This is a genomic window from Variovorax guangxiensis (assembly GCF_003952165.1).
Lineage (GTDB): Bacteria > Pseudomonadota > Gammaproteobacteria > Burkholderiales > Burkholderiaceae_C > Variovorax > Variovorax guangxiensis.
The window spans coordinates 815,581-836,764 of record NZ_RXFT01000001.1 but is presented as its reverse complement, the minus strand read 5'-3'; the positions used below and the strand labels follow the sequence as shown (position 1 = coordinate 836,764).

General features: G+C 69.1%; 22 protein-coding genes. 16 read left to right on the top strand and 6 right to left on the bottom strand.

Annotation, left to right across the window (positions count from 1 at the left end; translation table 11 throughout):
- Positions 1–35 precede the first annotated feature (35 nt).
- The 9 genes from EJP67_RS04090 to EJP67_RS04050 are packed head-to-tail and all read left to right on the top strand — an operon-like array spanning position 36 to position 10,360.
- The gene (locus EJP67_RS04090; RefSeq protein ID WP_126019686.1) at positions 36–1,361 is read left to right on the top strand and encodes a hypothetical protein; all 1,326 of its coding nucleotides are present in this window, start codon (positions 36–38) and stop codon (positions 1,359–1,361) included.
- A gap of 29 nt (positions 1,362–1,390) precedes the next feature.
- Complete coding sequence (locus EJP67_RS04085) at positions 1,391–2,467, top strand: glycosyltransferase (protein ID WP_126019684.1); 1,077 nt, start codon at positions 1,391–1,393, stop codon at positions 2,465–2,467.
- Positions 2,464–3,420, top strand: coding sequence for a hypothetical protein (locus tag EJP67_RS04080; RefSeq protein ID WP_126019682.1), 957 nt, complete (start codon positions 2,464–2,466; stop codon positions 3,418–3,420). The genes EJP67_RS04085 and EJP67_RS04080 overlap by 4 nt, the downstream gene beginning before the upstream one ends.
- A 45-nt stretch (positions 3,421–3,465) precedes the next feature.
- Positions 3,466–4,398: a hypothetical protein gene (locus EJP67_RS04075; RefSeq protein ID WP_126019679.1), complete on the top strand. Its 933-nt coding sequence runs from the start codon at positions 3,466–3,468 to the stop codon at positions 4,396–4,398.
- A gap of 19 nt (positions 4,399–4,417) precedes the next feature.
- Positions 4,418–5,677, top strand: coding sequence for an MATE family efflux transporter (locus tag EJP67_RS04070; protein WP_126019677.1), 1,260 nt, complete (start codon positions 4,418–4,420; stop codon positions 5,675–5,677).
- Positions 5,674–6,921 carry a glycosyltransferase WbuB gene (locus tag EJP67_RS04065; protein WP_126019675.1) on the top strand — a complete coding sequence of 416 codons (1,248 nt, stop codon included), beginning with the start codon at positions 5,674–5,676 and terminating at the stop codon, positions 6,919–6,921. Before EJP67_RS04070 ends, EJP67_RS04065 begins: the two co-directional genes overlap by 4 nt.
- 33 nt (positions 6,922–6,954) lie before the next feature.
- Positions 6,955–8,067, top strand: a complete 1,113-nt coding sequence (galE, locus tag EJP67_RS04060; protein ID WP_126019672.1) for a UDP-glucose 4-epimerase GalE — start codon at positions 6,955–6,957, stop codon at positions 8,065–8,067.
- Positions 8,060–8,839 carry a LuxR C-terminal-related transcriptional regulator gene (locus EJP67_RS04055; protein ID WP_126019670.1) on the top strand — a complete coding sequence of 260 codons (780 nt, stop codon included), beginning with the start codon at positions 8,060–8,062 and terminating at the stop codon, positions 8,837–8,839. Before galE ends, EJP67_RS04055 begins: the two co-directional genes overlap by 8 nt.
- 60 nt (positions 8,840–8,899) lie before the next feature.
- Complete coding sequence (locus tag EJP67_RS04050; protein ID WP_126019668.1) at positions 8,900–10,360, top strand: mannose-1-phosphate guanylyltransferase/mannose-6-phosphate isomerase; 1,461 nt, start codon at positions 8,900–8,902, stop codon at positions 10,358–10,360.
- Here EJP67_RS04050 and EJP67_RS04045 read toward each other — a convergent pair.
- The gene (locus EJP67_RS04045) at positions 10,338–10,940 is read right to left on the bottom strand and encodes a DJ-1/PfpI family protein (RefSeq protein WP_126019665.1); all 603 of its coding nucleotides are present in this window, start codon (positions 10,938–10,940) and stop codon (positions 10,338–10,340) included. The two genes, EJP67_RS04050 and EJP67_RS04045, sit on opposite strands and share 23 nt — an antisense overlap.
- A 96-nt stretch (positions 10,941–11,036) precedes the next feature.
- Between EJP67_RS04045 and EJP67_RS04040 the strand changes: the two genes are divergently transcribed.
- Positions 11,037–12,371, top strand: coding sequence for an aminotransferase-like domain-containing protein (locus EJP67_RS04040; RefSeq protein WP_126019663.1), 1,335 nt, complete (start codon positions 11,037–11,039; stop codon positions 12,369–12,371).
- A gap of 8 nt (positions 12,372–12,379) precedes the next feature.
- On the opposite strand, the gene EJP67_RS04035 is transcribed toward EJP67_RS04040, so the two are convergent.
- A complete protein-coding gene (locus EJP67_RS04035; RefSeq protein WP_240650484.1) occupies positions 12,380–13,048 on the bottom strand; it encodes a DsbA family oxidoreductase in 669 nt (222 codons plus the stop codon).
- Positions 13,045–13,827, bottom strand: a complete 783-nt coding sequence (locus EJP67_RS04030) for an SDR family NAD(P)-dependent oxidoreductase (protein ID WP_240650483.1) — start codon at positions 13,825–13,827, stop codon at positions 13,045–13,047. Before EJP67_RS04030 ends, EJP67_RS04035 begins: the two co-directional genes overlap by 4 nt.
- A 98-nt stretch (positions 13,828–13,925) precedes the next feature.
- Here EJP67_RS04030 and EJP67_RS04025 point away from each other — a divergent pair, with 98 nt between their 5' ends.
- Positions 13,926–14,279, top strand: a complete 354-nt coding sequence (locus tag EJP67_RS04025; RefSeq protein WP_240650529.1) for a winged helix-turn-helix transcriptional regulator — start codon at positions 13,926–13,928, stop codon at positions 14,277–14,279.
- 28 nt (positions 14,280–14,307) lie between these two features.
- On the opposite strand, the gene EJP67_RS04020 is transcribed toward EJP67_RS04025, so the two are convergent.
- The gene (locus tag EJP67_RS04020) at positions 14,308–15,441 is read right to left on the bottom strand and encodes a DSD1 family PLP-dependent enzyme (RefSeq protein WP_420824252.1); all 1,134 of its coding nucleotides are present in this window, start codon (positions 15,439–15,441) and stop codon (positions 14,308–14,310) included.
- Positions 15,442–15,452: 11 nt separating this feature from the next.
- Positions 15,453–16,100, bottom strand: coding sequence for an HAD family hydrolase (locus EJP67_RS04015; RefSeq protein WP_126019657.1), 648 nt, complete (start codon positions 16,098–16,100; stop codon positions 15,453–15,455).
- A 72-nt stretch (positions 16,101–16,172) separates the two neighbouring features.
- Between EJP67_RS04015 and EJP67_RS04010 the strand changes: the two genes are divergently transcribed.
- The 5 genes from EJP67_RS04010 to EJP67_RS03990 all read left to right on the top strand — a co-directional run bounded on the left by EJP67_RS04010 (position 16,173) and on the right by EJP67_RS03990 (position 20,566).
- Positions 16,173–17,102, top strand: a complete 930-nt coding sequence (locus tag EJP67_RS04010) for a LysR family transcriptional regulator (protein ID WP_126019655.1) — start codon at positions 16,173–16,175, stop codon at positions 17,100–17,102.
- A gap of 94 nt (positions 17,103–17,196) precedes the next feature.
- The gene (locus EJP67_RS04005) at positions 17,197–18,267 is read left to right on the top strand and encodes an ABC transporter permease (protein WP_165909542.1); all 1,071 of its coding nucleotides are present in this window, start codon (positions 17,197–17,199) and stop codon (positions 18,265–18,267) included.
- Entirely contained in the window at positions 18,261–19,076 is an 816-nt protein-coding gene (locus EJP67_RS04000; protein ID WP_126019653.1) for an ABC transporter ATP-binding protein, read from the top strand. The genes EJP67_RS04005 and EJP67_RS04000 overlap by 7 nt, the downstream gene beginning before the upstream one ends.
- Positions 19,077–19,085: 9 nt before the next feature.
- Positions 19,086–20,264: a c-type cytochrome gene (locus EJP67_RS03995; RefSeq protein ID WP_126019651.1), complete on the top strand. Its 1,179-nt coding sequence runs from the start codon at positions 19,086–19,088 to the stop codon at positions 20,262–20,264.
- 95 nt (positions 20,265–20,359) lie between these two features.
- The gene (locus EJP67_RS03990) at positions 20,360–20,566 is read left to right on the top strand and encodes a dodecin (RefSeq protein ID WP_126019649.1); all 207 of its coding nucleotides are present in this window, start codon (positions 20,360–20,362) and stop codon (positions 20,564–20,566) included.
- A gap of 24 nt (positions 20,567–20,590) precedes the next feature.
- Here the strand turns inward: EJP67_RS03990 and EJP67_RS03985 are convergent, their stop codons facing one another.
- Positions 20,591–21,085 (bottom strand): arsenate-mycothiol transferase ArsC, encoded by a 495-nt coding sequence (locus EJP67_RS03985; RefSeq protein WP_126019647.1) that lies wholly within the window; start codon positions 21,083–21,085, stop codon positions 20,591–20,593.
- Between the last annotated feature and the right edge of the window lie 99 nt (positions 21,086–21,184).

Genomic DNA, 21,184 nt, shown 5'->3' with positions numbered 1-21,184 from the left:
ACGAGCGGCTTCCATCCCCACACAGCAGGCCCGCCATGCGCCCCCTCGCCTTCTGGTCCGGCATCGTCTGCGCCGCGCTGTGCGGCCTGGTCGATCCGGTCTGGGGCTACGCGGCGGTGTTCGTGCTGTCGCTGGTGCAGATCGCGATGCTGGGATCGGCCGGCGGCAGCGTGTTCCTGCTGATCCACTACGCGGCCATCCTGACCTACTTCTCTATCGCGCCGGCGATGCAGATATCGCACGACATCGACTTCTGGGACGCGGGCGTGATGCGCGCCGATTCGCACACGCAGGCGCTGATGCTCTTGCTGCTCTACATGGCGGGCGTGGAGGCCGCGCGGCTGGGGGAGCGCGATGCGCCCGCCGACGCGATGGCGCGGCGCGACGGCCGCATGGCCGAGCTCGCCAACGCCCAGTTGCTGCTGCTGGGCTGCGCGGTGTTCGCCTTCGCCGCGCTGCTGGTGAAGCCGGAGCTCAACTTCGTGGCGCGTGGGGTCGCGGGCCTGGGCAGCGAGGACAACAACCTCGCCATCGACTTCATCTTCTATTCCACGCTGCCCAAGCTGGTGGTGCTGATGTGCTTCGTGGCGCTGGCCATCCAGGCGTTGCGCCGCCGCACGCTGTGGTCGTGGGGCGTGGCGGGCATCGCCTTCGGGCTGGCGGCGATCGCGGCCAACCCGGTGAACACGGCCCGGCAAGTCCTGCTGATCGGGCTGCTGCCGCTGCTCGTCCATGCGCTGGCGCGCAGCCGGCGCTGGCTGCTCGCGGGCCTGATCTTCGGCTCCATCGCGGGGCTGGGGCCGGTGCTGAACCTGATCTCGCGCGGCAGCATCTGGGGCGAGGAGCTGCGGACCTTTCCCTTCAGCCAGGACTTCGACGCGATGTTCGTCGTCGCGGGCATCCTGGAGCGCGCGCCAATTCCGGACCTGGGCTGGGGCCGCTACCTGCTGTCGGCCTTCTCGTTCTTCCTGCCGCGCAGCCTGAAGATGTTTCCCGACTTCGACCCGCTGGGCTGGTCGGCCATCCTCGGCAACTTCTCGCAGGCCAATCTCTCGCTGCCGCCCTTCACGACGGCGTATTTCGACTTCGGCCTGGCAGGGCCGGCGCTATTCGGCTTCGCGGTATCGGCCGCCTTCCGGGCGGTGGACCGCGCCGTCCAGGCCGGGCGGCCGGTGTCGGGTTCCTACCTGGCGGCGCTGGTGCTGCTGGCCGCCTACGTGCCGTTCATGCGCGGCCCGATCCTCGGCTGGGGGCCGTTCGCGGCCTCGGGAGTGATCGCCGCATTCATCGCGGGCTCTCTGAGCTCCCGCACCCGCCGCGCGATGACGCGCGTGGTGCGGCGCCGCCTGCCGAGCGCATGAAGGAAGAAGAAAGAAAGAAAGAAGCACCCATGGCCGCCTATCTCTACTACGACACCGTGCGCCTCAACAAGGCGGCCGGCGGCGTGCTCAACGTGTCGCAGGTGCTGCTGCGCCACATGCGGCTTTCGCCCGACGACCGCGTTGTGCCGGTGAGCGAACGGCATCCGCGCCTCTTCGCTCTGGCGCAGCGTCTGAAGATCAGCCGCTTCGTGCTCGACACACTGCTCTACAACTTCCACCGGCTGCGCGCGCTGATCACCGGCGAGCAGCTGTTCTCGATGTTCCCCAACTACTACCTGCCGCTCACTCTGCTGGGGCGGCATCGCGACTCGGTGGTGATCGTGCACGACCTGCAGTACAAGGCCTATCCGCAGTACTTCGGGCGCCTCAAGCGGCTCTTCCTCGACTGGAATCTCTGGCGCGCGGCGCGCAGCGCGGCCGACGTGGTCTTCATCAGCCGCAGCAGCCAGCGCGACTTCGAACGCCACTTCGGCCGCGGCGCGCGTTCCAGCGTCATCTTCAACCCGGTGGACGCGCCGCGAGTCGCCCCGGCCGCCGTCGCGGCGCCCGGCGCGCGCTATCTGATCGCGGCCTACCACTACTACCCGCACAAGAACTTCGCCGGCATCCTCGCGCTCTTCGAGCGCATGAAGGCTGCCGGGCTGGTCGACTACCTCGACATCACCGGCAACGGTGCGGCGGAAGTGCAGCGCATGGTGTCGGCGATGCCGCCCGAGGTGCGCGAGTGCGTTCGGCACCGCGGCCTGGTGCCGCGCGACGAGCTGCTGCGGCTGTATCAGGGCGCCACCGCCTTCATCTCGCTCTCGACCTTCGAGGGTTTCAACCTCTCGGCGGCGGAGGCGGCGACGCTGGGAGTGCCGCTGCTGCTGTCGGACATTCCGGTGCACCGCGAGCTGTTCGCGGAATACGCCTTCTTCGCGGGCAGCGACGGCGACGATCCGGAGCAGATCGCGCAGTACCTGGCGCACCACGAGCACGCCCGCCCGGCGTGGGTGCACGCCGGCACCTGCGCACCCGCCAACGTCGCGAGGCGCTACCTGATGCTCAAGCGCGGCACGCTGTCGCTCGCGGGAGCCGTGCCATGACCGCATGCCTGCCGCCCGTCGTGCGATTGATCGCGAAGCTGCTGCTGGCGGTGGCGGTGGCGGTGGCGCTGGCGGCCCATGCCCAGCCCGCATCGGCGCCGACGCCGGGCTTCGGCGTGATGGTTCATTACCTGCCCGACAAGCAATCGATCGGCGAGATCAGGCGCTTCGACGTGGAAGCCTTCGCTGCCACGCTGGCGGAGATGCGCGTCTCGCACCTGATCCTGACGCTGGGGCAGAACAGCGGCCAGTACATCGCGCCCAATGCGGCGCTGGAGGTGCTCTGCCCGGCCAGCGCCGCAAACCGCCCGCCGCGCGACCTGCCGCTGGAGATCGGCCGGGCCCTGCGCAGCCGGGGCATCGCGCTGATCCTGTACCTGCCGTTCCGTGCGCCGCAGGCCGACCGCGCGCTCATGGATTGCCTGGGCGACGTGTCGGAGCAGGAGCCGCCGCCGGCCCGTTTCATCGCGGCGTGGTCCAGCGTGATCCGCGACTGGTCGCAGCGCTATGGCGCGCTGGCCAGCGGCTGGTGGTTCGACGGCACCTACAACACCAAGGGCATCACGCCCGCCGGCTGGGACATGCTGTGCAGCGCCGCGCGCGCGGGCGCCACCAACCGCTGGCTGGCCTTCAACGCGGGCGAAGGCGCGGAGCGCTTCAGCGCGAAGTCGGCCCCCTGCCAGAACCTGATGGCCGGCGAATACATGCAGCCGCCGCCGCACCTGACCGGCCCGCCCTCGGAACTCGTCCTGCACGTGCTGACGCCGCTGACCGCCTCATGGGGCCGCGACGCGCCGGCGCGATTCACGGCCGCGCAGCTTCGTGCCTGGATCGCCGACGCATCAGCCGCGCGCGGCCTCTTCACGCTGGACATGCCCATCGACGCAGCCGGCCGCTTCGTTCCCGGGCACGTCGCGCTCATCAAGAGCGTCACGGCGGCGAGCAAGCCCTGAATCAGAGAAACGCTGTCACACCTGCCTCAACCCAACCCGATCACCATGAACCCGCCCCTGCCCTTCATCGTCGTGGAAGACCGCCAGAACAAGACCCTCGCGCTGTGCCGCGAATCGGCGGAGCTGGCCGGCGAGCCGCTGCTCGTGCTCTCGGACACCGACGCGGGTCCGGCCTACGAGCGCTTCTGCCGCTCCTACGTGCACCTGTCGAGCAACACGCCGGAGTTCGAGAAGATCTGCTTCCGGCGCTACTTCCTGCTTGCGCGCTTTCTGGAATCCAACCCCGAAGTGCGCGATTTCGTGCTGATCGACAGCGACGTGCTGCTTTTCCAGGGCGCGGGGCAGCACATCAGGCGGCTGGTGGGCAGGGCCGATTTCTCGGGTTCCAGCATGCAGTCGGCCGACGGCTGGACCCCCTGCCAGATCTCGCCGCACGTGAGCTACTGGACATCGAGCGGACTGCGCCGCTTCGTGGCCTGCGTGCTCGACACCTACGCCACGCCCTCGGGGCGCCGGAAGCTGCGCGAGATCTCGGCGCGCTTCGCCGCCCGGGGCGTGCGCGGCGGAGTGTCGGACATGACGCTGCTCTACCTCTGGGCGCACGCCACCGGCAACGACGAGCCCATCAACCGGGTGCTCGAGGGCACGGTGGTCGACCACAACATCAACGGCATGCACAACCTGCATCGCGGGGAGTTCAAGGTGCTGGGCGGCGCCAAGCGCATCGCCTACCGCGAGGGCAAGGCCTGGCTGACCAGCGCCTCGGGCGAGCTCACTCGCGTGGTGGCGCTGCACTTCCAGGGCAGCGCCAAGATGGCCATGCCCTACGCCCTGCGCGGCCACATGCTCACCGTGGCGGCCGTGACCTATGGGCTGCAGATCGCCCGTCGCGCGAAGAACAACGCCTTTCGCGCGGGCGCCTTCGCGCGCCGGCTGTTCGACACGCGCCGCGTGCACCGCGTGCCGGCCGGCAAATGAGCACCAGCGAGCCGACGCCATGAAGCACTTCAGCCTGCCACTACCGCTGCCCGGGGCGCGCATGGCATGGCTGTCGGGCCTGGGCGCGCTCGCTTCGCGGCTGTACGTGTACCTGTCGGGCTTCCTGGCCATCTTCCTGATGGCTGCGAGCGTTCCGCCCGCGCGCTTCGGCGAGTACTCGGTCTACCAATCGGTGCTGGAGGTGGCGCTGGTGGTGGCCACGCTGGGCAGCTCGCTGCTGTTCTCGCGCAACGCGGCCTCGGCGCCGCCGGGCGTGACGCGCGGCGACGTGGTGCGCACGCTGTCCATCGGCCTGCCGCTGGCTACCGTGCTCGCGACGGTGATCCTCACGGTGCAGCGCCTGCCGGTGGGCGACGCGCCCTTCGCCATCCTGGTGGTCACGCTGGCGGTGTTCGCATTCAACAGCCTGCGCCTTTCCTTCAGCCGGGGCCTCGGCCACGCGGGGCTGCTGAACCTGGAGGCCGGCATCCGCGCGACCATCCTGGTCGCGGGCGTGGGCGTTTGCGCCGCGGTGCGCTTCGACCTGGGCGTGGCGCACCTGCTGCTCATCAACCTGATCGCAGTCGTGGTGGTGTGCCTGGCAGTGGGCCTGCCGGCCAACGGCGAGGCGCCGCCGGTGGGGCGCGCGGCGCTCGGGCTGGCCTCGCAGGCCGGGGCGACGGTGTATTCGCTGCTCATGTTCCTGCTTCGCAAGTCGGACCTGCTGATCGTGGCCTCTTTCATGCCGCTGAGCTACGTGGGCGCCTTCAAGCTCGCCTTCCTGCTCGCCGAGGCGCCCTCGCAGTTCGTGCAGGCCTTCCTGGTCACAAAAACACCCGCGATGCTGGAGACCGAGGCCGGCAACTTCACGGCCGCGAAGCTGCGGCTCGCGCGGCACTCCTTCCTGCTGGGGTGCGGGCTCTTCGTCGGGCTGGCCGCGCTCATCTCGGTGGCCGCGCCGCTGCTCAAGCTGGGCAACGAGGCGCGCACCATCTTCCTTTGCATCGCGCCCTACTTCCTTCTGCGCACCTACACGATCCACCACGAGATGGTGCTGTCGCTGAAGACCTCGATGGGCTCGCTCGGCCAGTGGGCGCTGCTGGAGGTGGCGCTGCGGCTGGCGTCGTACGTGGTGGTGGCCTCGCTCTTTCCCGGCAAGCCGCACTACGTTTTCTTCATCGCCTGCCTGAGCGACTTCGCGCTGTACGAGACGCGCATGCGCCTGCACTTTGGCTTCTTTCCCATCGCGCGCCTGCTGGCGCGGAGGCAGGCATCGTGAAGATCCTCCTCTACTCGATGAACTTCGCGCCCGAGCTGGCCGGCATCGGCAAGTACTCGGGCGAGATGGCCGAGTGGCTGCAGGCGCGCGGGCACGAGGTGCGGGTGATCGCGTCGCCGCCCTTCTTTCCGCAGTGGTCGGTGTTCGAGGGGTACTCGGCCTGGATGTACCGCAGGTCCGACTGGAACGGCGTGAAGGTATGGCGCGCGCCCACCTGGGTGCCCTCGCAGCCGCGCGCGCTGGGGCGCATCGGGCACCTGCTGTCGTTCACGCTGTCGAGCGTTCCGCTGCTGCTGGCGCAGCTGTTCTGGCGTCCTGACGTGGTGTTCGTGGTCGAGCCGCCCCTGTCCTGCGCGCCGGCCGCGCTGTGCCTGGCCAAGCTGATGCGCGCAAGCTCGTGGCTGCACATCCAGGACTACGAGGTGGACGCCGCCTTCGGCCTGGGCTGGCTGCGCGGCGAGCGGGTGCGGCGCTTCGCGCTGGCCGCCGAGCGCTGGCTGATGCGCAGGTTCGACCGGGTCTCGACCATTTCGACCGCGATGCGCGCCAAGGCGCTGGAAAAGGGCGTGGATGAATCGCGGCTGGTGCTGTTCCCGAACTGGGTCGACGTGGAGGCCATCCGGCCCCTCGAGCGGCCGGCGCTGGTCTCGGGTGCTTCCGCGCAGGGCTACCGGGCCGAACTGGGCATTCCGGCCGATGCGGTCGTGGTGCTCTATGCCGGCAGCCTCGGCAGCAAGCAGGGCATCGAGCTGCTGGCCGAGGCGGCGCGGCTGCTGGTGTGCTCGCACGACATCCACTTCGTGTTCTGCGGCAACGGGCCGAGCCGCCCGTCGCTGATGAACGCCTGCGTGCGGCTGGTCAACGTGCACTTCCTCGACCTGCAGCCCACCGAGCGCTTCAACGAGCTGCTGGGCATGGCCGACATCCATGTGCTGCCCCAGCGCGCCGATGCCGCCGACCTGGTCATGCCTTCGAAGCTGGGCGGCATGCTGGCGAGCGGCCGCGCGGTGATCGTGACCGCGCATGCCGGCACCGCGCTCAGCGAGGCGGTGTGGGGCCGCGGCGTGGTGGTCGAGCCCGGCGACGCCGCCGCGCTGGCCGACGCCATCGAGCAGCTTTCCATGTCGCCCGCCACGCGCGAGCTGATGGGATCGATCGGCCGGCGCTTCGCCGAGGCCGAGCTCGACCGCAACGTGATCCTGCAGCGCCTCGAAGAGCAGCTGCAGCGCTGCGTCACCGCCTGACGCGACGACCGGCCCGCCCCAAGGAACACCACCATGCCCGCACCCAGGATCCTCGTGACAGGCGGCGCAGGCTTCATCGGCAGCCACACCTGCGTGGCGCTGATCGCGGCGGGCTACCAGCCGGTGGTGCTCGACACGCTGGTCAACAGCGACGCGCGCTCGCTGAAGCGGGTGGCGTGCATCACCGGCGTAGAGCCCGTGCTGGTGCGCGCCGACGTGCGCGACGGCGCCGCGCTCGACCGCACCTTTGCCGCGCACGGCGTGCAGGCGGTGGTGCACCTTGCGGGACTGAAGGCGGTCGGCGAATCGGTGGCCGATCCGCTGGGCTACTACGACGTCAACCTGGCCGGCAGCCTGGTGCTGGCGCGTGCCATGGATCGTGCGGGCGTGCGCACGCTGGTGTTCTCGTCGTCGGCCACGGTGTACGGCGACTCGCAGCCCTCGCCCATCGCCGAGGCCGCGCCGCATGGGCCGGTAAACCCCTACGGCCGCACCAAGTCGATGGTGGAGAGCATGCTGGCCGACCTCTCGCACGCCGATGCGCGCTGGGGCATCGCCTGCCTGCGCTATTTCAACCCGGTGGGCGCGCACGAGAGCGGCCTGCTCGGCGAACTGCCCAACGGCCCGCCCAACAACCTGATGCCCTACATCTCGCAGGTCGCGGCCGGCGAGCGCGAGTGCCTGGTGGTGCACGGCGCCGACTACGACACCGCCGACGGCACCGGCGTGCGCGACTACGTGCACGTGATGGACGTGGCCGAGGGCCACGTGGCGGCGCTGCACCGCGCGGCGCGACGACCCGGCATCCTCATGGCCAACCTGGGCACCGGCCACGGCGCATCGGTGCTGGAGGTGGTCTCGGCCTTCGAGCGCGCGAGCGGCCGGCGCATCGCGCTGCGCATCGGGCCGCGCCGCCCGGGCGACGCACCCGCCTACTGGGCCGATGTGCGCAGCGCGTGGCGCACGCTCGGCTGGCGCGCGCGCCGCGACCTCGACCAGATGTGCGCCGACAGCTGGCGCTGGCAGTGCGCCAGCCCGCACGGATTCGACGACCCGGTGCCCACCCTGGTGCCCGGCGCCGTGCTGTTCCAGAACAAAGACAGAGCCATCAACATCCACTCCAACCGGGGGCACACCCATGTCTGAACAAGCTACACCCCCATCCGTCGAGCTGGGCGCCGGCCAATCGGGCTATCCGCCAGGGGTCTGCGCGCCGGCCACGCCGCTGTGGCCCGGTTTCCTGACCGGGCAGGAAGACGCGCCGGTGCGCGTGCTGCTCGTGGACGACGACGAGTTCATGCGCCGCGTGATCGCGCAGGAGCTGCTGTCGGACCTGCGCATACAGCTCGAAGGCCAGGCCGGCAGCCTGCGCGACGGCCGGCGGCTGGTGGCCACGCACGAGTTCGACGTGCTGATGGTCGACCTGCGTCTGGGTGACGGCTCCGGCTTCGACCTGATCCAGGAAGCGCGCGAGCACCGCCGCTCGGCCGAGATCATCGTCATCACCGTGCTGGAGGACGAGGCGCACGTGCTGCACGCGCTGGAACTGGGCGCCACCGGCTACCTCTTGAAGGACGCCTGGCTGCAGAGCTTCGCGCAGGCGGTGCTGCAGGTGGTCAACGGCGGCGCGGCCATCACGCCGCGGCTGGCACGCCGGTTGCTCTCGCGGCTGAGCCACCGGCCGATGGGCGCGCTGCCACCGGCTGCGCAACCCCTGCCGCGCGAGACGACGCTGACGGCGCGCGAGTGCGAGGTTTTGCGCTTCGTCGCGCGCGGGCACGTCACGGAGGAGATCGGAAACAGGCTGGGCATCTCGGGGCAGACCGTCAACGCCCACATCAAGAACATCTACAAGAAATTGCACGTCCATTCGCGCGCACAGGCCGTGAGCTATGCCGCGTATTCCGGGCTGATCTGAAGCGGCCCTTTCCTCTCTTCTTCATCAACCTGCACGCAACTCCAACGCTGGCGACCGATCATGAAAACCGCTCCCTCCATCCATCCCGTGGTCCTGTGCGGCGGCAGCGGCACGCGGCTGTGGCCGCTGTCGCGCAAGGCCCTGCCCAAGCAGTTCGCGCCGCTGGTCGGCGGCAAGAGCCTGCTGCAGCTCACGCTGGAGCGGCTGGCTCTGCTGAACGCCGACATCACCTGCGTGACCTCGGAAGACCACCGCTTCCTGGTGAGGGAAACGGTGGAGAACGCCGGTGTCACGGGCCGGCAGATCCTGGAGCCGGTGGCGCGCAACACCGCTGCAGCGATGGCATCGGCCGCGCTGATGGCCGAGCCTGACGACCTGCTGCTGTTCGCGCCTTCGGACCACCATATCCCCGACGCCGCCCTCTTCGCCCGCACCGTGCATGCCGGCGTCGATGCGGCGCTGGCGGGCCGGATCGTCACCTTCGGCGTGGTGCCCAGTTTCCCGAGCACGGCCTACGGCTACATCGAGGCCGGCGAGCCGCTGGCCGGCGGGCACAGCCAGGCGGTGGCGCGCTTCGTCGAGAAACCGACGGCAGCGGTGGCCGAAATGCTGATCCTGAACGGCGGCTACAGCTGGAACGCGGGCATCTTCCTCGTGCAGGCGCGCACGCTGACCGCCGCGCTGCGCGAGCACGCAGGCGACATCCTGCAGGCCTGCGAGAGCGCCGCGGCCAACGCGACCCGCGACGGCAGCTTCGTGCGGCTGGACCGCGCGGCCTTCGAGCAATGCCGCGCCGACAGCATCGACTACGCGGTGCTCGAGAAGCATCGCCAGATCGCGGTCGTGAAGTTCGAGGGGCTGTGGAGCGACGTGGGCAGCTGGAACGCGGTCGCCAGCCTGCACCCGGCCGACGATGCCGGCAACCGCCTCAGCGGCAAGGCCAGCGCGCTGAACTCGCGCAACACCTTCGTGCACGCGCCGCACCGGCCGGTGGTGGCGCTGGGCACGCAGGACCTGATCATCGTGGACACGCCCGACGCCGTGCTCGTGGCCGGCGCGGGCTGCGCCGAGCAGGTGGCGGAGGTGGTGCGCAAGCTCTCGCTGGAAGGCTGCGCCGAAGCCACCGAGCACCGCCGCGTGGTGCGGCCATGGGGCGCCTACGACAGCATCGACCTGGGCGAGCGCTTCCAGGTCAAGCGCCTCACGGTCAAGCCCGGCGCCAGGCTCTCGCTGCAGATGCACCACCACCGCTCCGAGCACTGGGTGGTGGTGAAGGGCACGGCGCGCGCCACCTGCGACGGCAAGGTCAGCCTGGTGCACGAGAACGAGTCGATCTACCTGCCCTCCGGCGCGGTCCACCGGCTGGAGAACCCCGGCAAGACGGTGCTCGAAGTGATCGAGGTGCAGACCGGCGGCTACCTGGGCGAAGACGACATCGTGCGTTTCGACGACACCTACGGGCGCTGCGCGGCGCAGGCGACCACAGCAACAACGGACCTCATCGCGGCAGATACGGCGTGATGTTCCTCAGAGCGTTGGCCACGTAGGCCTCCTTCTCGCCCACTGGCGCCACGTAGTGCAGCGCCGCCTCGGCGGCCTCGATGCCCTCGGTGCGCGCGATGACCCAGCCGGCCAGGTAAGGCGAAGCGAAGCAGCCGCCCGCGGTGGCGACGTTGCCGCGCGCGAAGAAGGGCTGGTTCAGCACTTCCACGCCGGCTTCCTGCACCCAGGGCTTGGTCGTCAGGTCGGTGCAGGCCGGAACGCCTTCGACAAGGCCGAGCTTGGCCAGGACGAGCGTGCCCGAGCATTGCGCCGCGATCAGTTGCCGCTGCGGATCGAGCGACAGGCGCCCCATCAGCTCCGGGCTGGCGACCACCTCGCGCGTCTTCACACCGCTGCCGACGACCACCGCGTCGGCGGAGCGCGCATCTTCCAGCAGCGACTGCGCGCGGATGGTCACGCCGTTCATCGACGTGACCTCCTGCGTCGGGCAGCAGATGCTCACGCGCCAGTCCGGCTTCTTGATGCGGTTGAGCACGCCCAGCGCGATGAGCGAGTCGAGTTCGTTGAAGCCGTCGAAGGTGAGGATGGCGATGTGCATGGCGTCCTGTATTGGTGTGATCGTGGGCGAATGAAGCCATCGTAGGAGAGGCGATCAATACAATCAAAGAATTGTCATGGATACATCGAGCTCACGATGGCCGAAGCGCGCTACAAGCAACTGGTCGACGAACTTGCCGCCGAAATCCGCGACGGCCGCCTGCCGCCCGGCACCCGCCTGCCCACGCACCGCAAGCTGGCCGAGCGCCACGGGCTGGCGCTGGTCACCGCGTCGCGCGTCTACGCCGAGCTGGAGGCCATGGGCCTGGTCAGCGGCGAGGTCGGCCGAGGCACCTTCGTGCGCGAAGCATCGCTGCGCGTGGGCCCCGGCGCCGAGCAGCGCGCCCTGCCGGCGGACCTGGTCGACCTGAACTTCAACTACCCTGCCTTGCCCGGACAGGCCGAGCTGCTGCGCGGCGCACTGCGCCAGCTCGCGGCCGGCGGCGAACTCGACGCCATGTTGCGCTACGCACCCCACGGCGGACGGATGCATGAGCGCGCCTGCTTCGCCCGACACCTCGCCTCGCGAGGGCTGACAGTGGAGCCATCTAACGTGCTGATCGTCGACGGCGCGCAGCATGGACTGGCCGTGACCGCAATGGCCCTGCTGCAACCCGGCGACGTGGTCGCGGTGGACGCCCTCACCTACCCCGGCTTCAAGGTATTGGCCGAGGCGCACAAACTGGAACTGGCGCCCCTGCCCGCTGCCGGCCAGGGGCCCGACCTCGACGTGCTGGAGCGCCTGTGCGCGCGGCGGCGTGTGCGGGCCGTCTACGCCATGCCGACCATGCACAACCCGCTGGGCTGGGTGATGGGCACGAGCCGCCGCAAGCGCCTCGTTGCCATCGCGCGGCGGCACGGGCTGCTCATCATCGAGGACGCGGCCTATGCCTTCCTGGCCGACGATCCGCCTGCGCCACTGGCTGCGCTGGCGCCCGAGACGACGGTGTATGTCTCTGGTCTTTCCAAGAACGTCGCGACCGGGCTGCGCGTGGGTTTCGTCGCCGCGCCCGATGCGTGGGTGCCGAAGCTCGAACGTGCGATCCGGGCCACGACGTGGTGTACACCGGGCGTGACCACCGCCATCGCGTGCTCATGGCTGGAAGACGGCACGGTCGAGCGGCTCGAATCGCAGAAGCGGCAGGACGCGTCTGCGCGGCAAGCCATCGTCGGCGAAGTGCTTGCCGGGATGGGATGCATTCGGCATCCGTCGTCGTACTTCGCGTGGCTACCGTTGCCGGAGGAGACGCGGGCCGACCTCGTTGCCGCGGCGCTGATGCGTGAAGGCGTTTCGGTCTCCACGGCCGAGCCATTCGCTACGTCGAAGCATGTGCCGCATGCACTGCGGCTGGCGTTGGGGTCGGTTGGATTGGACGGTTTGCGCAGTGCATTGCGGACTGTGCGGCGGGTGGTCGAGGAGCAGTCGTACTGAACGAGCGCTCAGGAAACGGCGACGCCGCCCAGTGCCTCCCGGATGCATGAGGCGATCTCTTGTTCGCTTCGTCCACCCCGCAACACGATGCCCGGACCGAAGGCGAAATGGGGAACCGACCGGACACCCGCCACGGCAGCTCTCCTCGCCGCCTCTTCGACTCGCCCGTGCCAGGCACGGTCGACAGCGATCGCCCTTGCCTCCATCCGATCGAATCCGTGATCCACGGCGATGGCCGCAAGCACATCGGCATTGCCGATGTTCTTTGCGCCCAGAAAGTACGCCTGCGTGATGGCGACTGCCAACCGATGCTGGGGCAAGCCTCGCTCCCCGGCGGCAAGGATCAACGCATGGGCTGCCTGCGTGGGAAAGGCCCAGGGCTGGCGACGCAGGTCGAGTTCGAGTCCCGAGGATCGCGCTTCGGACTCGACACGTGAAAACGCAATTGCCGGATCGGTGATGCCGTGGCGCGAGCGCAGCAGATCGGGAATGTAGGTTCCTGACGCAGGCGCATCGGGCATCAGCAGCACCGGATGGTGGCGGATGTCCGCCGCAAGGCCGGCAAAGCCCTGTGCAAGTACCTTGTCGAGCCGGTACTGGCCGACGATGCACCAGGGGCAGGTGATCTCGGTATAGAGGTCTATTCGCAGCATGTACGTCTGGCCTTCCTCGTTCATGCCGGCTGAAGTGGCGGCAGGATCGATTCGGGGCGGTCGCGTTTCGTGGCGAGGCTCCAGATCTCCTCTGCGATGTCGTCGGGATCGAGCACCGGCAACCTTGGATCGAGCTTCGCTCCCGAGCCGGTCATCGCACGCAGCCCCGTCGAACGATCGATGACCGCGCCGATGCTCACCGTACCCGCGTAGACGCCCTTCGGGACCAATTCCGCATTGAGGGTGAGGACGTAGTTGCGCGCGGCAGCCATCACGGGGCCGACGCCGCTCATGCCGGGAATGGCAACCACACCGGCCAGGCCTCCGACGACGATCATCGCGCCGTCTCCCCGGGCCAGCATGCCCGGCAGTACGGCGTGCGATACCTCGATGGGCGAGAGCATGAAGATCGAGGCCATGGCCTGCAGCTTCGCCGCATCGAGTTCGACCGCGGGTACGAAGTTGGCGTCGGAAGGCGCGGGAGCGTAGACGGCGACGTCCACGCTCGAGAACCGCTCCTCGATGGATCGGACCAGCGCGGGAATTCCGTCGATCTTCGTGAGGTCGGCCGGAAACGCTGCGGCCTCGATATCTGCCCGGGCGAGTTCGGCGACGAATGCCTCCAGCGGCTCGGCGCGCCGCGCGACGAGGGCGATCCGATAACCTTCGCGACCGAAACGCTTGGCCAGGGAGGTGCCGAGGCCGGAGCCTGCGCCGAAGATTGCGAGGGTTTTCTTTGCAGTCATCTGGTATTCCTTCAGGTGGTATGTTTCGATGACCAGATGATTGAGATTGACCGTCACAATGACAAGAACGCAGATGTTTGAGGCCTAGTCACATGCATATGCCTGCCCCACCCGACGAGCCCGGTACGAACGAGCACTGCCGGAAGGTGAACCAGATGCTCGGCCGAATGGGCGACAAGTGGACCATCCTCGCGATCACGATGCTCGAACAGAAGCCGCGTCGGTTCAATGAACTCAAGCGGCTGATCGGCGGGATATCGCAGCAGATGCTGACGCGAACGCTCAAGGCCCTGGAGCGCGACGGCATGGTGACGCGAACGGTTCATCCCACCGTGCCTCCCCAGGTCGAATACGCGCTGACCGAACTGGGTCACTCGCTCGCGTCGCCTCTCATGAACCTGGCCACATGGGTGCTGGACCATCTGGGCCAGATCGAATTGCACCGGGCCTCGCACGACGAGCGGGCAATGCCTGCGGCGTCGAACTCCACCGTGTATCGCCGGCGTTAGATGCCGGAAAAGCCCGCGGCGCCACGCCTCACCAGCCGTGAAAACGGCTCCAGGTCGTCAGCGATCCGTCTTCCGACAACGCCTGATATTCCGGAAACTGCGCCCCCGTCGCACAGGCATGGTTCGGCAGGATGCGCAGCCGCGTGCCCACGGGAAAGCGCACCGCAATGTCCGCATCCGCCTCGCCCTCCCGCGAAAGAATGCCGTGCTCCTGATTCGCACCAATGAGCACATGGCCATCGAGCACCCGTCCCTGCGCATCGCACACCTGCCCGTACCCGAAGTCCCGCTTCTGCTTCTGCGTCCCCCGGTCGCGGCTCATCGCCATCCAGCCTGCGTCGACGATGGCCCAGCCCTTGTCGGCCTGGTGGCCGATCACGGTGGTGAGCACGCTCAGGGCGATGTCGTCCTCGGTGCACACGCCGATGTTGCGCATCACCAGGTCGAAGAAGACGTACACGCCGGCCCGCACTTCGGTCACGCCGTCCAGCGCATCCGCAGCCAGGGCGGTGGGCGTGGAACCCACGCTGACCACCGGGCACGGCAGGCCCGCATCGCGCAGCCGCTGCGCGGCGCGCACGCAGCCTGAGCGTTCCTGCTCGGCCATCACCTTCAGGGCCTCGGGCGTATCCAACTCGTAGCTGGAGCCCGCGTGGGTCAGCACACCGCCGAGGCGCATGCCACCTTCGTGCAGCACGCGGCCGACTTCGAGCAGCGCGTCTTCCTCCGGCTTGATGCCGCTGCGGTGGCCGTCGGTATCGACTTCGACCAGCACATCGAAGGCCTCGCCGTTCGCGCGGCCGAACTCGGCAATCGCCCTGGCCGAGGCCACGCTGTCGGTGAGGATGCCCAGCGCGCAGCCGCGCCGGCGCAGTTCCAGCGCATGCGGCAGCCGGTGCGGCGCCATGCCGACGGCATAAAGGATGTCGGTGAAGCCTGCGGCGAAGAACTGTTCGGCCTCCTTCAGCGTGGAGACGGTGATGCCCTGCGCTCCCGCCTCGCGCTGGGCTTTGGCGACCTCGATGCACTTGCTGGTCTTCACATGCGGTCGGAAGCGCACGCCAAGTTCGTTCATGTGCTGCTGCATGCGTTCGATGTTGCGCCGCATGCGCGTGCGTTCGATGAGAGCCGCGGGCGTGTCGATGGTGGCGAGGGTGTTCATTCTGGAACTCGTCATTTCTTTTCGAAGGATTGCAGCCAGGGCAGCGCCGGTGCGAGCGTCGGCGCCTGAAGCTCGGGCGACGGCGCTCCTTGCGGCAGTGCAAGGCCGACCCGGTTGTGCCAGTAAGTGCGCAGGCCCACTACCGAAGTGCCGAACATGTCGTAGCCCGAGCCGGCGACGAAGGCCGCGTCATGCGCCTCCACCCCAAGCCGTTCGAGCGCCACGCGGTACGGGCGCGGATCGGGCTTGTAGAACCCGGCCTCCTCCGAGGTGACGACCGCGTCCCAATCGATGCCCAGCCGCGCCGCCGCGCGGTGGCCCAGGCGCCTGGAGCAGTTGGTGACCACGGCGAGGCGGCAGTGCGGCTTGAGCGCCAGCAGCAACTCGCGCGCGCCGCTCCACACGGGCAGCGTGTCCCATTGCGCTTCGAGCGCGTCGGTGGCGGAGCCGGGCATGCCGGTATTGCGGGCAGCCTCCTTCACGAGCTGTTCGTAGGGCACGTAGGCGCCGCAGCCGTAGGTGAGCCGCAGGTACTCGGCGCGCCAGGTGCGGCCTTTCTCCTCGGAGCCGGCGGCGGCGTTCCAGACGGTCCAGGAGTCGAGCAGCGCGGTGAGCAGGTCAAAGAGCACTGCGCGCGGATAGGCATTGGAGGATTGCATGGACTGCGACTGTACGTTTCGAGGCCATGCCTGTGCTTCAATGCGGAGTCATCAATCGTTAAGCACAAGTTAATGACGACGATCCAGATCGAGGACCTGCAGCTCGCTGCCGCCCTGCTGCGCGAGCCGTCTCTGAGCGCGGCGGCGCGGGCGCTGGACGTTACGCCGCCGGCCCTTTCGATGCGGCTGCGCAAGCTGGAGGCTGCGCTGGGACTGTCGCTGGCGACCCGCACCGCGCGCAAGCTGAGCCTCACGCCCGAGGGCGAGCGCTTCGCGCGCGAGGCGGCCGCGCTGCTCGGGCAGATCGAGGGGCTGCGCGAATCGATGCAGCGCGACGACCGGCGCCTCACCGGCACGCTGCGCATCGCCGCGCCCTTCGGCTACGGCCGCCAATACATCGCGCCCATGCTCGCGCGCTTCGCCAGGCTGCACCCGGGGCTGGGCGTGCAGCTCGACCTGCGCGAGACCCCGTGGCCCGACCGGCACGACGCCGACGCGGTGATCCACATCGGCACGGTGCGCGATTCGTCGTGGGTAGCGCGCACGCTGAGCGCCAACGAGCGCTGGCTGTGCGCCAGCCCCGCCTACCTGCGCCAGCGCGGCGTGCCCCGCGTGCCGCGCGACATTCCTGCACATGACTGCATCTGCATCCGCGAGAACGACGAGGACGTGACGCTGTGGCACCTGCGCCCCGCGGGCCGGGCGGCGGCCGCCAAGGGCAGGCGCGAGACCCTGCGCATTTCCCCCGCGTACGTCACCAACGACGGCGGCGTGGCGCGCCAGTGGGCCGAACAGGGGCTGGGCCTGGTGCTGCGCTCCGAATGGGACGCGGCCGATGCCGTGGCGCGCGGCACGCTGGTGCGCGTGCTGGACGACTGGCAGTTCGACAGCGCGCCGGTCACGCTGCTGGTGCCGACGCGCAAGGGGCGCACGGCGCGGGTGCAGGCCGTCGTCGAGTTCCTCGCCGAGAGCTTCGGCAGCAGCGCCGCCAAGGGAAAGTAGCTGCGCGCATATCCATAGCCGCATTCCTTCGTTGGCCGCGCCGCCATGGTCCGCCAACACTCGCAGCTTCGTATTTCCGGATAAGAAGCCTGCGATGACCCTTGCTCTCGATCATTTGCCGCCCTCGCGCCGCAGCGTGCTGCAAGGAGGCGCCGCACGGCCCGCCAAAGAGCAATCGCGGGCACAGCCGCGGCGTCCGGCCGCCCCCGCAGGCATCTGGAGCACGGGCCTGCTCGCCTCTGCCGCATGGGTCGCGCTGGGCCTGCTCACGCTGCTTTGGCCGAACAAGGAAGCCGGCTTCAGCGACTGGGCCTTCACGCAGGAGTTCGGCATCGCGACGCTGGTGGTCGCCGTGCTGCTGCTGGCGATCGCGCTGCTGGGCGGCCGCACCGGGCGGCTGGTCCGCACGCTGCGGCCTGCCGGGCAATGGCTCGTCGCGCTGGCCGCGGGCCTCGCGCTGTGGGAGGTGTCCACCGCCAAGCTCGGCGTGCTGCCCTCGCCCTTCTTCGCGCCGCCGCAGAGCCTGATCGACGTGGTGCACGAGGACTGGCAGCGCCTGGGCCTGTCGACCTTGCATTCGCTGCGGTTGCTGGCCAACGGTTTCGTGCTGGGCGCGCTGGTGGGCTTCGGCACCGGCGTGGCCGTGGGCTGGTCGCGCATCGCGGGGTACTGGGTGCATCCGCTGCTGCGCTTCCTCGGGCCGGTGCCCGCGTCGGCGCTGCTGCCGCTGGCCTTCTTCTTCGCGCCTTCGAGCTATTCGGCGGCGGTTTTCCTCGTGGGCCTGGCCACCTTCTTCCCGGTGGCGGTGCTCACCTGGTCGGGCGTGGCCTCGGTGCACAAGAGCTACTACGACGTGGCGCGCACGCTGGGTGCTTCTGAACGTTTCCTGGTGCTGCGCGTGGCGATCCCGGCGGCGCTGCCGCAGGTGTTCGTGGGCCTCTTCATGGGTCTGGGAGCGTCGTTCTCCGTGCTCATCACCGCCGAGATGATGGGCGTGAAGGCCGGGCTTGGCTGGTATCTGCAATGGGCCCAGGGCTGGGCCGCCTACGCCAACATGTACGCGGCGCTGCTCGTGATGGCGGCGCTGTGCTCGGGCCTCATCACGCTGCTGTTCAAGGTTCGCGACCGCGTGCTGTCGTGGCAGAAGGGAACCGTGAAATGGTGACCGAGACGACCCCGAACGCGGTGCTTCCGCCCGCCCCTGCACCAACCACGGGCGCCGGGGCCCATATCGGCATACGCGGCGTCAGCCACTGGTTCGAAGTGTCCGGCGGCGTGCTGCAGGTGCTCGACGGCATCGACCTGCAGGTACGCCCCGGCGAGTTCGTCGCGCTGCTGGGGCCCAGCGGCTGCGGCAAGTCGACGCTTCTGCGGCTGGTGGCCGGCCTCGAGCCCGCGACCACCGGCGCCATCACGCAGAACGGCGAGCCGATCTCGCGGCCCGATCCGTCGCGCATCGTCGTCTTCCAGGACCCGACGCTCTACCCCTGGCGCAGCGTGTGGGACAACGTGGCGCTGGGCCTGCAGGCACGCGGCGTGCTGAAGGAGCAGCGCGCCCGCGTCGACGAGGCGCTCAAGCTCGTGGGCCTGACCGAATTCGCGAAAGCCTTTCCGCACCATCTTTCCGGCGGCATGGCGCAGCGCGTGGCGCTGGCGCGAGCGCTCGTCAACGATCCGCAGCTGCTGGTGCTCGACGAACCGCTGGGCAAGCTCGATTCGCTCACGCGCATCGCGATGCAGAGCGAGCTGGTCAATCTCTGGCAGCGGGCCGGCTTCTCTGCGCTGCTGGTGACGCACGACGTGGAAGAGGCGCTGTTCCTCGCCAACCGCGTGATCGTGCTGAGCGACCGGCCCGCGCGCATCGCGGCGGAGCTGGTGGTCGAGCTGCCCTACCCGCGCCATCGCGGCGATCCGAAGCTGGCCGAGTTGCGACACGAGGCGCTCAGGCACCTGGGGCTCGATGCGACGTGGTGAGTCGAGAAGATGAGCGGTCCGCCTCCCGAGGCCGGCTGGCTCAATCTGCTGATCGGCCTGCTGCAGGGCGCGCAGCTCTGGCTTCTTTGCCTGCTCGATGCACTGGGGCTGTCCGGGCAATCGCACGGGCAGCCGGCATGGCCGTGGGCGCAACGGCTATCCGGCGAAAACCTGCTGATCGACCTCGGACAGGCCCGGCAACTCGGCCTCACGCTGGTGGTGCTTGCCGTGGCGCTGCTTGTCCTGCTGGTCGCGCTGCTCTGGCGCCGGCGCCGCATATGGCTTGCCACCGGAGCCGCGCTGCTGGCGGCATTGGCGCCATGGCCGGAGGCCAGCGTGGTGCTTGTACCTGCGTACCCAACCAGCTTCCACGCATCGCCCACCGGCTTCACCGCCGGCAGCATCGAGCGCGGCCGCACGCTGTACGCGGCACAGTGCGCCGCCTGCCACGGAACCAATGGCCGGGGCCACGGGCCGCTGGCCTCGGCGCAGGCTGTGTGGCCTCCAGACCTGGGCGGTCCGCTGCTGTGGCGGCGCGCCGATGGCGACCTGCTGTGGCATGTGATGAACGGCATGCGCGACCGCCGTGGTGCGCAGACCATGCCCGGCTTCGGCACCGCGCTGAGCGACGCGGACGCATGGGCGCTGATCGATTTCATGAAAGCCCAGGGCGCCGGCGAGAGCCTGCGCGCGGCCGGTCTCTGGGCCCAGCCCATAGCGCCGCCGGATGTGACGGTGCAATGCGGCGACAAGCCACCGCGCAGCCTTTCGAGCTGGCGCGGCCAGCGCTTGCGCATCATCGCGTCGGAGCTTGGCCGCCAGGCATCGCCGCTACCCGACGATCCGCGCCTCGTGACCATGCTGCTCGCGCCTCAGTCCACGGAGGTGGCGCCGCAGTCCGCCGACTGCATCGCCACCTCGCCCGCCGCGTGGGCGGCCTTCTCGCTCGTCGCCGCGACAACGCAACTGGCGGGCACGCAGTTCATCGTGGACCGCGACGGCTGGCTGCGCGCACGCGGCGAACCCGGCAAGAGCGCGTGGAGCGACGACGATCTTCTTTGCCGCAGCGAGCAGCAGCCTTACGCGAAACCCGGCGAACGCCCGCTGCCGCCCGACGGCCTCGGCGCCCTCATCGCGCGCATGGACGCCGAGCCCGTGCGCTTCGTCAAGGGCGGGTACGTCCACTGACACCTGTGTCCGCAACGGGACTACGATGTTCTTCCGGGCCCCTTGCTATCAATCGATCGATCAGTCCATCCCCTCAACCCCGAAGGAGACAGCCCATGTCCAGCCACGTCTACAAAACGCTAGAACTCACCGGTTCCTCGCCCACCGGCATCGAAGATGCGGTGCGGACCGCCATCGCGAAGGCGCACGAGACGGTGCGCAACATCCAGTGGTTCAACGTCACCGAGACGCGCGGTCATGTGGTCGACGGAAAGGTGGCGCACTGGCAGGTGACGTTGAAGATCGGGTTCACGCTGGAGTGAGCCCGCTCCGGCCGGCGGGAGCGGCTAGCGCATGTACCCCAGGTCGCGCACGTCGGACCGCACGGCCGACCGGTCCACCCCCTGCATCGGCAGGCTCACCAGCAGTTCAAGCCGGCGGCGCAGCGAGAACAGCATCTGCACCGCGTCGTGCACGACCCTGTCGGGGTCGCGGCCGTCGAGCACGTCGGGGTAGGCCCACAGCGCCGCATCGGGCTGGCCGGGCCATGAGGGCTGGCGCGGCTCGGTGGATTCGTCGAGCGTGATGACGAAGTCCGCGGCGTGGGCATTGGCGCGCGCGAGCTCGTCCCAGCCGCGCGGTTGCCGTTTCGGCAAGGGAATGCTCGCGCTCTTGAGCGCGGCGATGGCGGCGGGATGGAATTCGCGGGCGACCTGCCCGGGCTGGCCGCAGGAAGATACCGAGAACCGCTTCGGGTCCAGGTGCATGAGGCACGCTTCTGCCAGGATGCTGCGCAATGAATTTCGTCGCGAGACGAAGATCACGCCGATACGTTTTTGCATGGAACCCTGACTATAGCCCTGCGTTCTTAACCCGTCCTGACCATTCGCCGAGCAGTGCCGCCATGCTGCACAGCAGCGTCCGAACGGTGCAGACTCGGG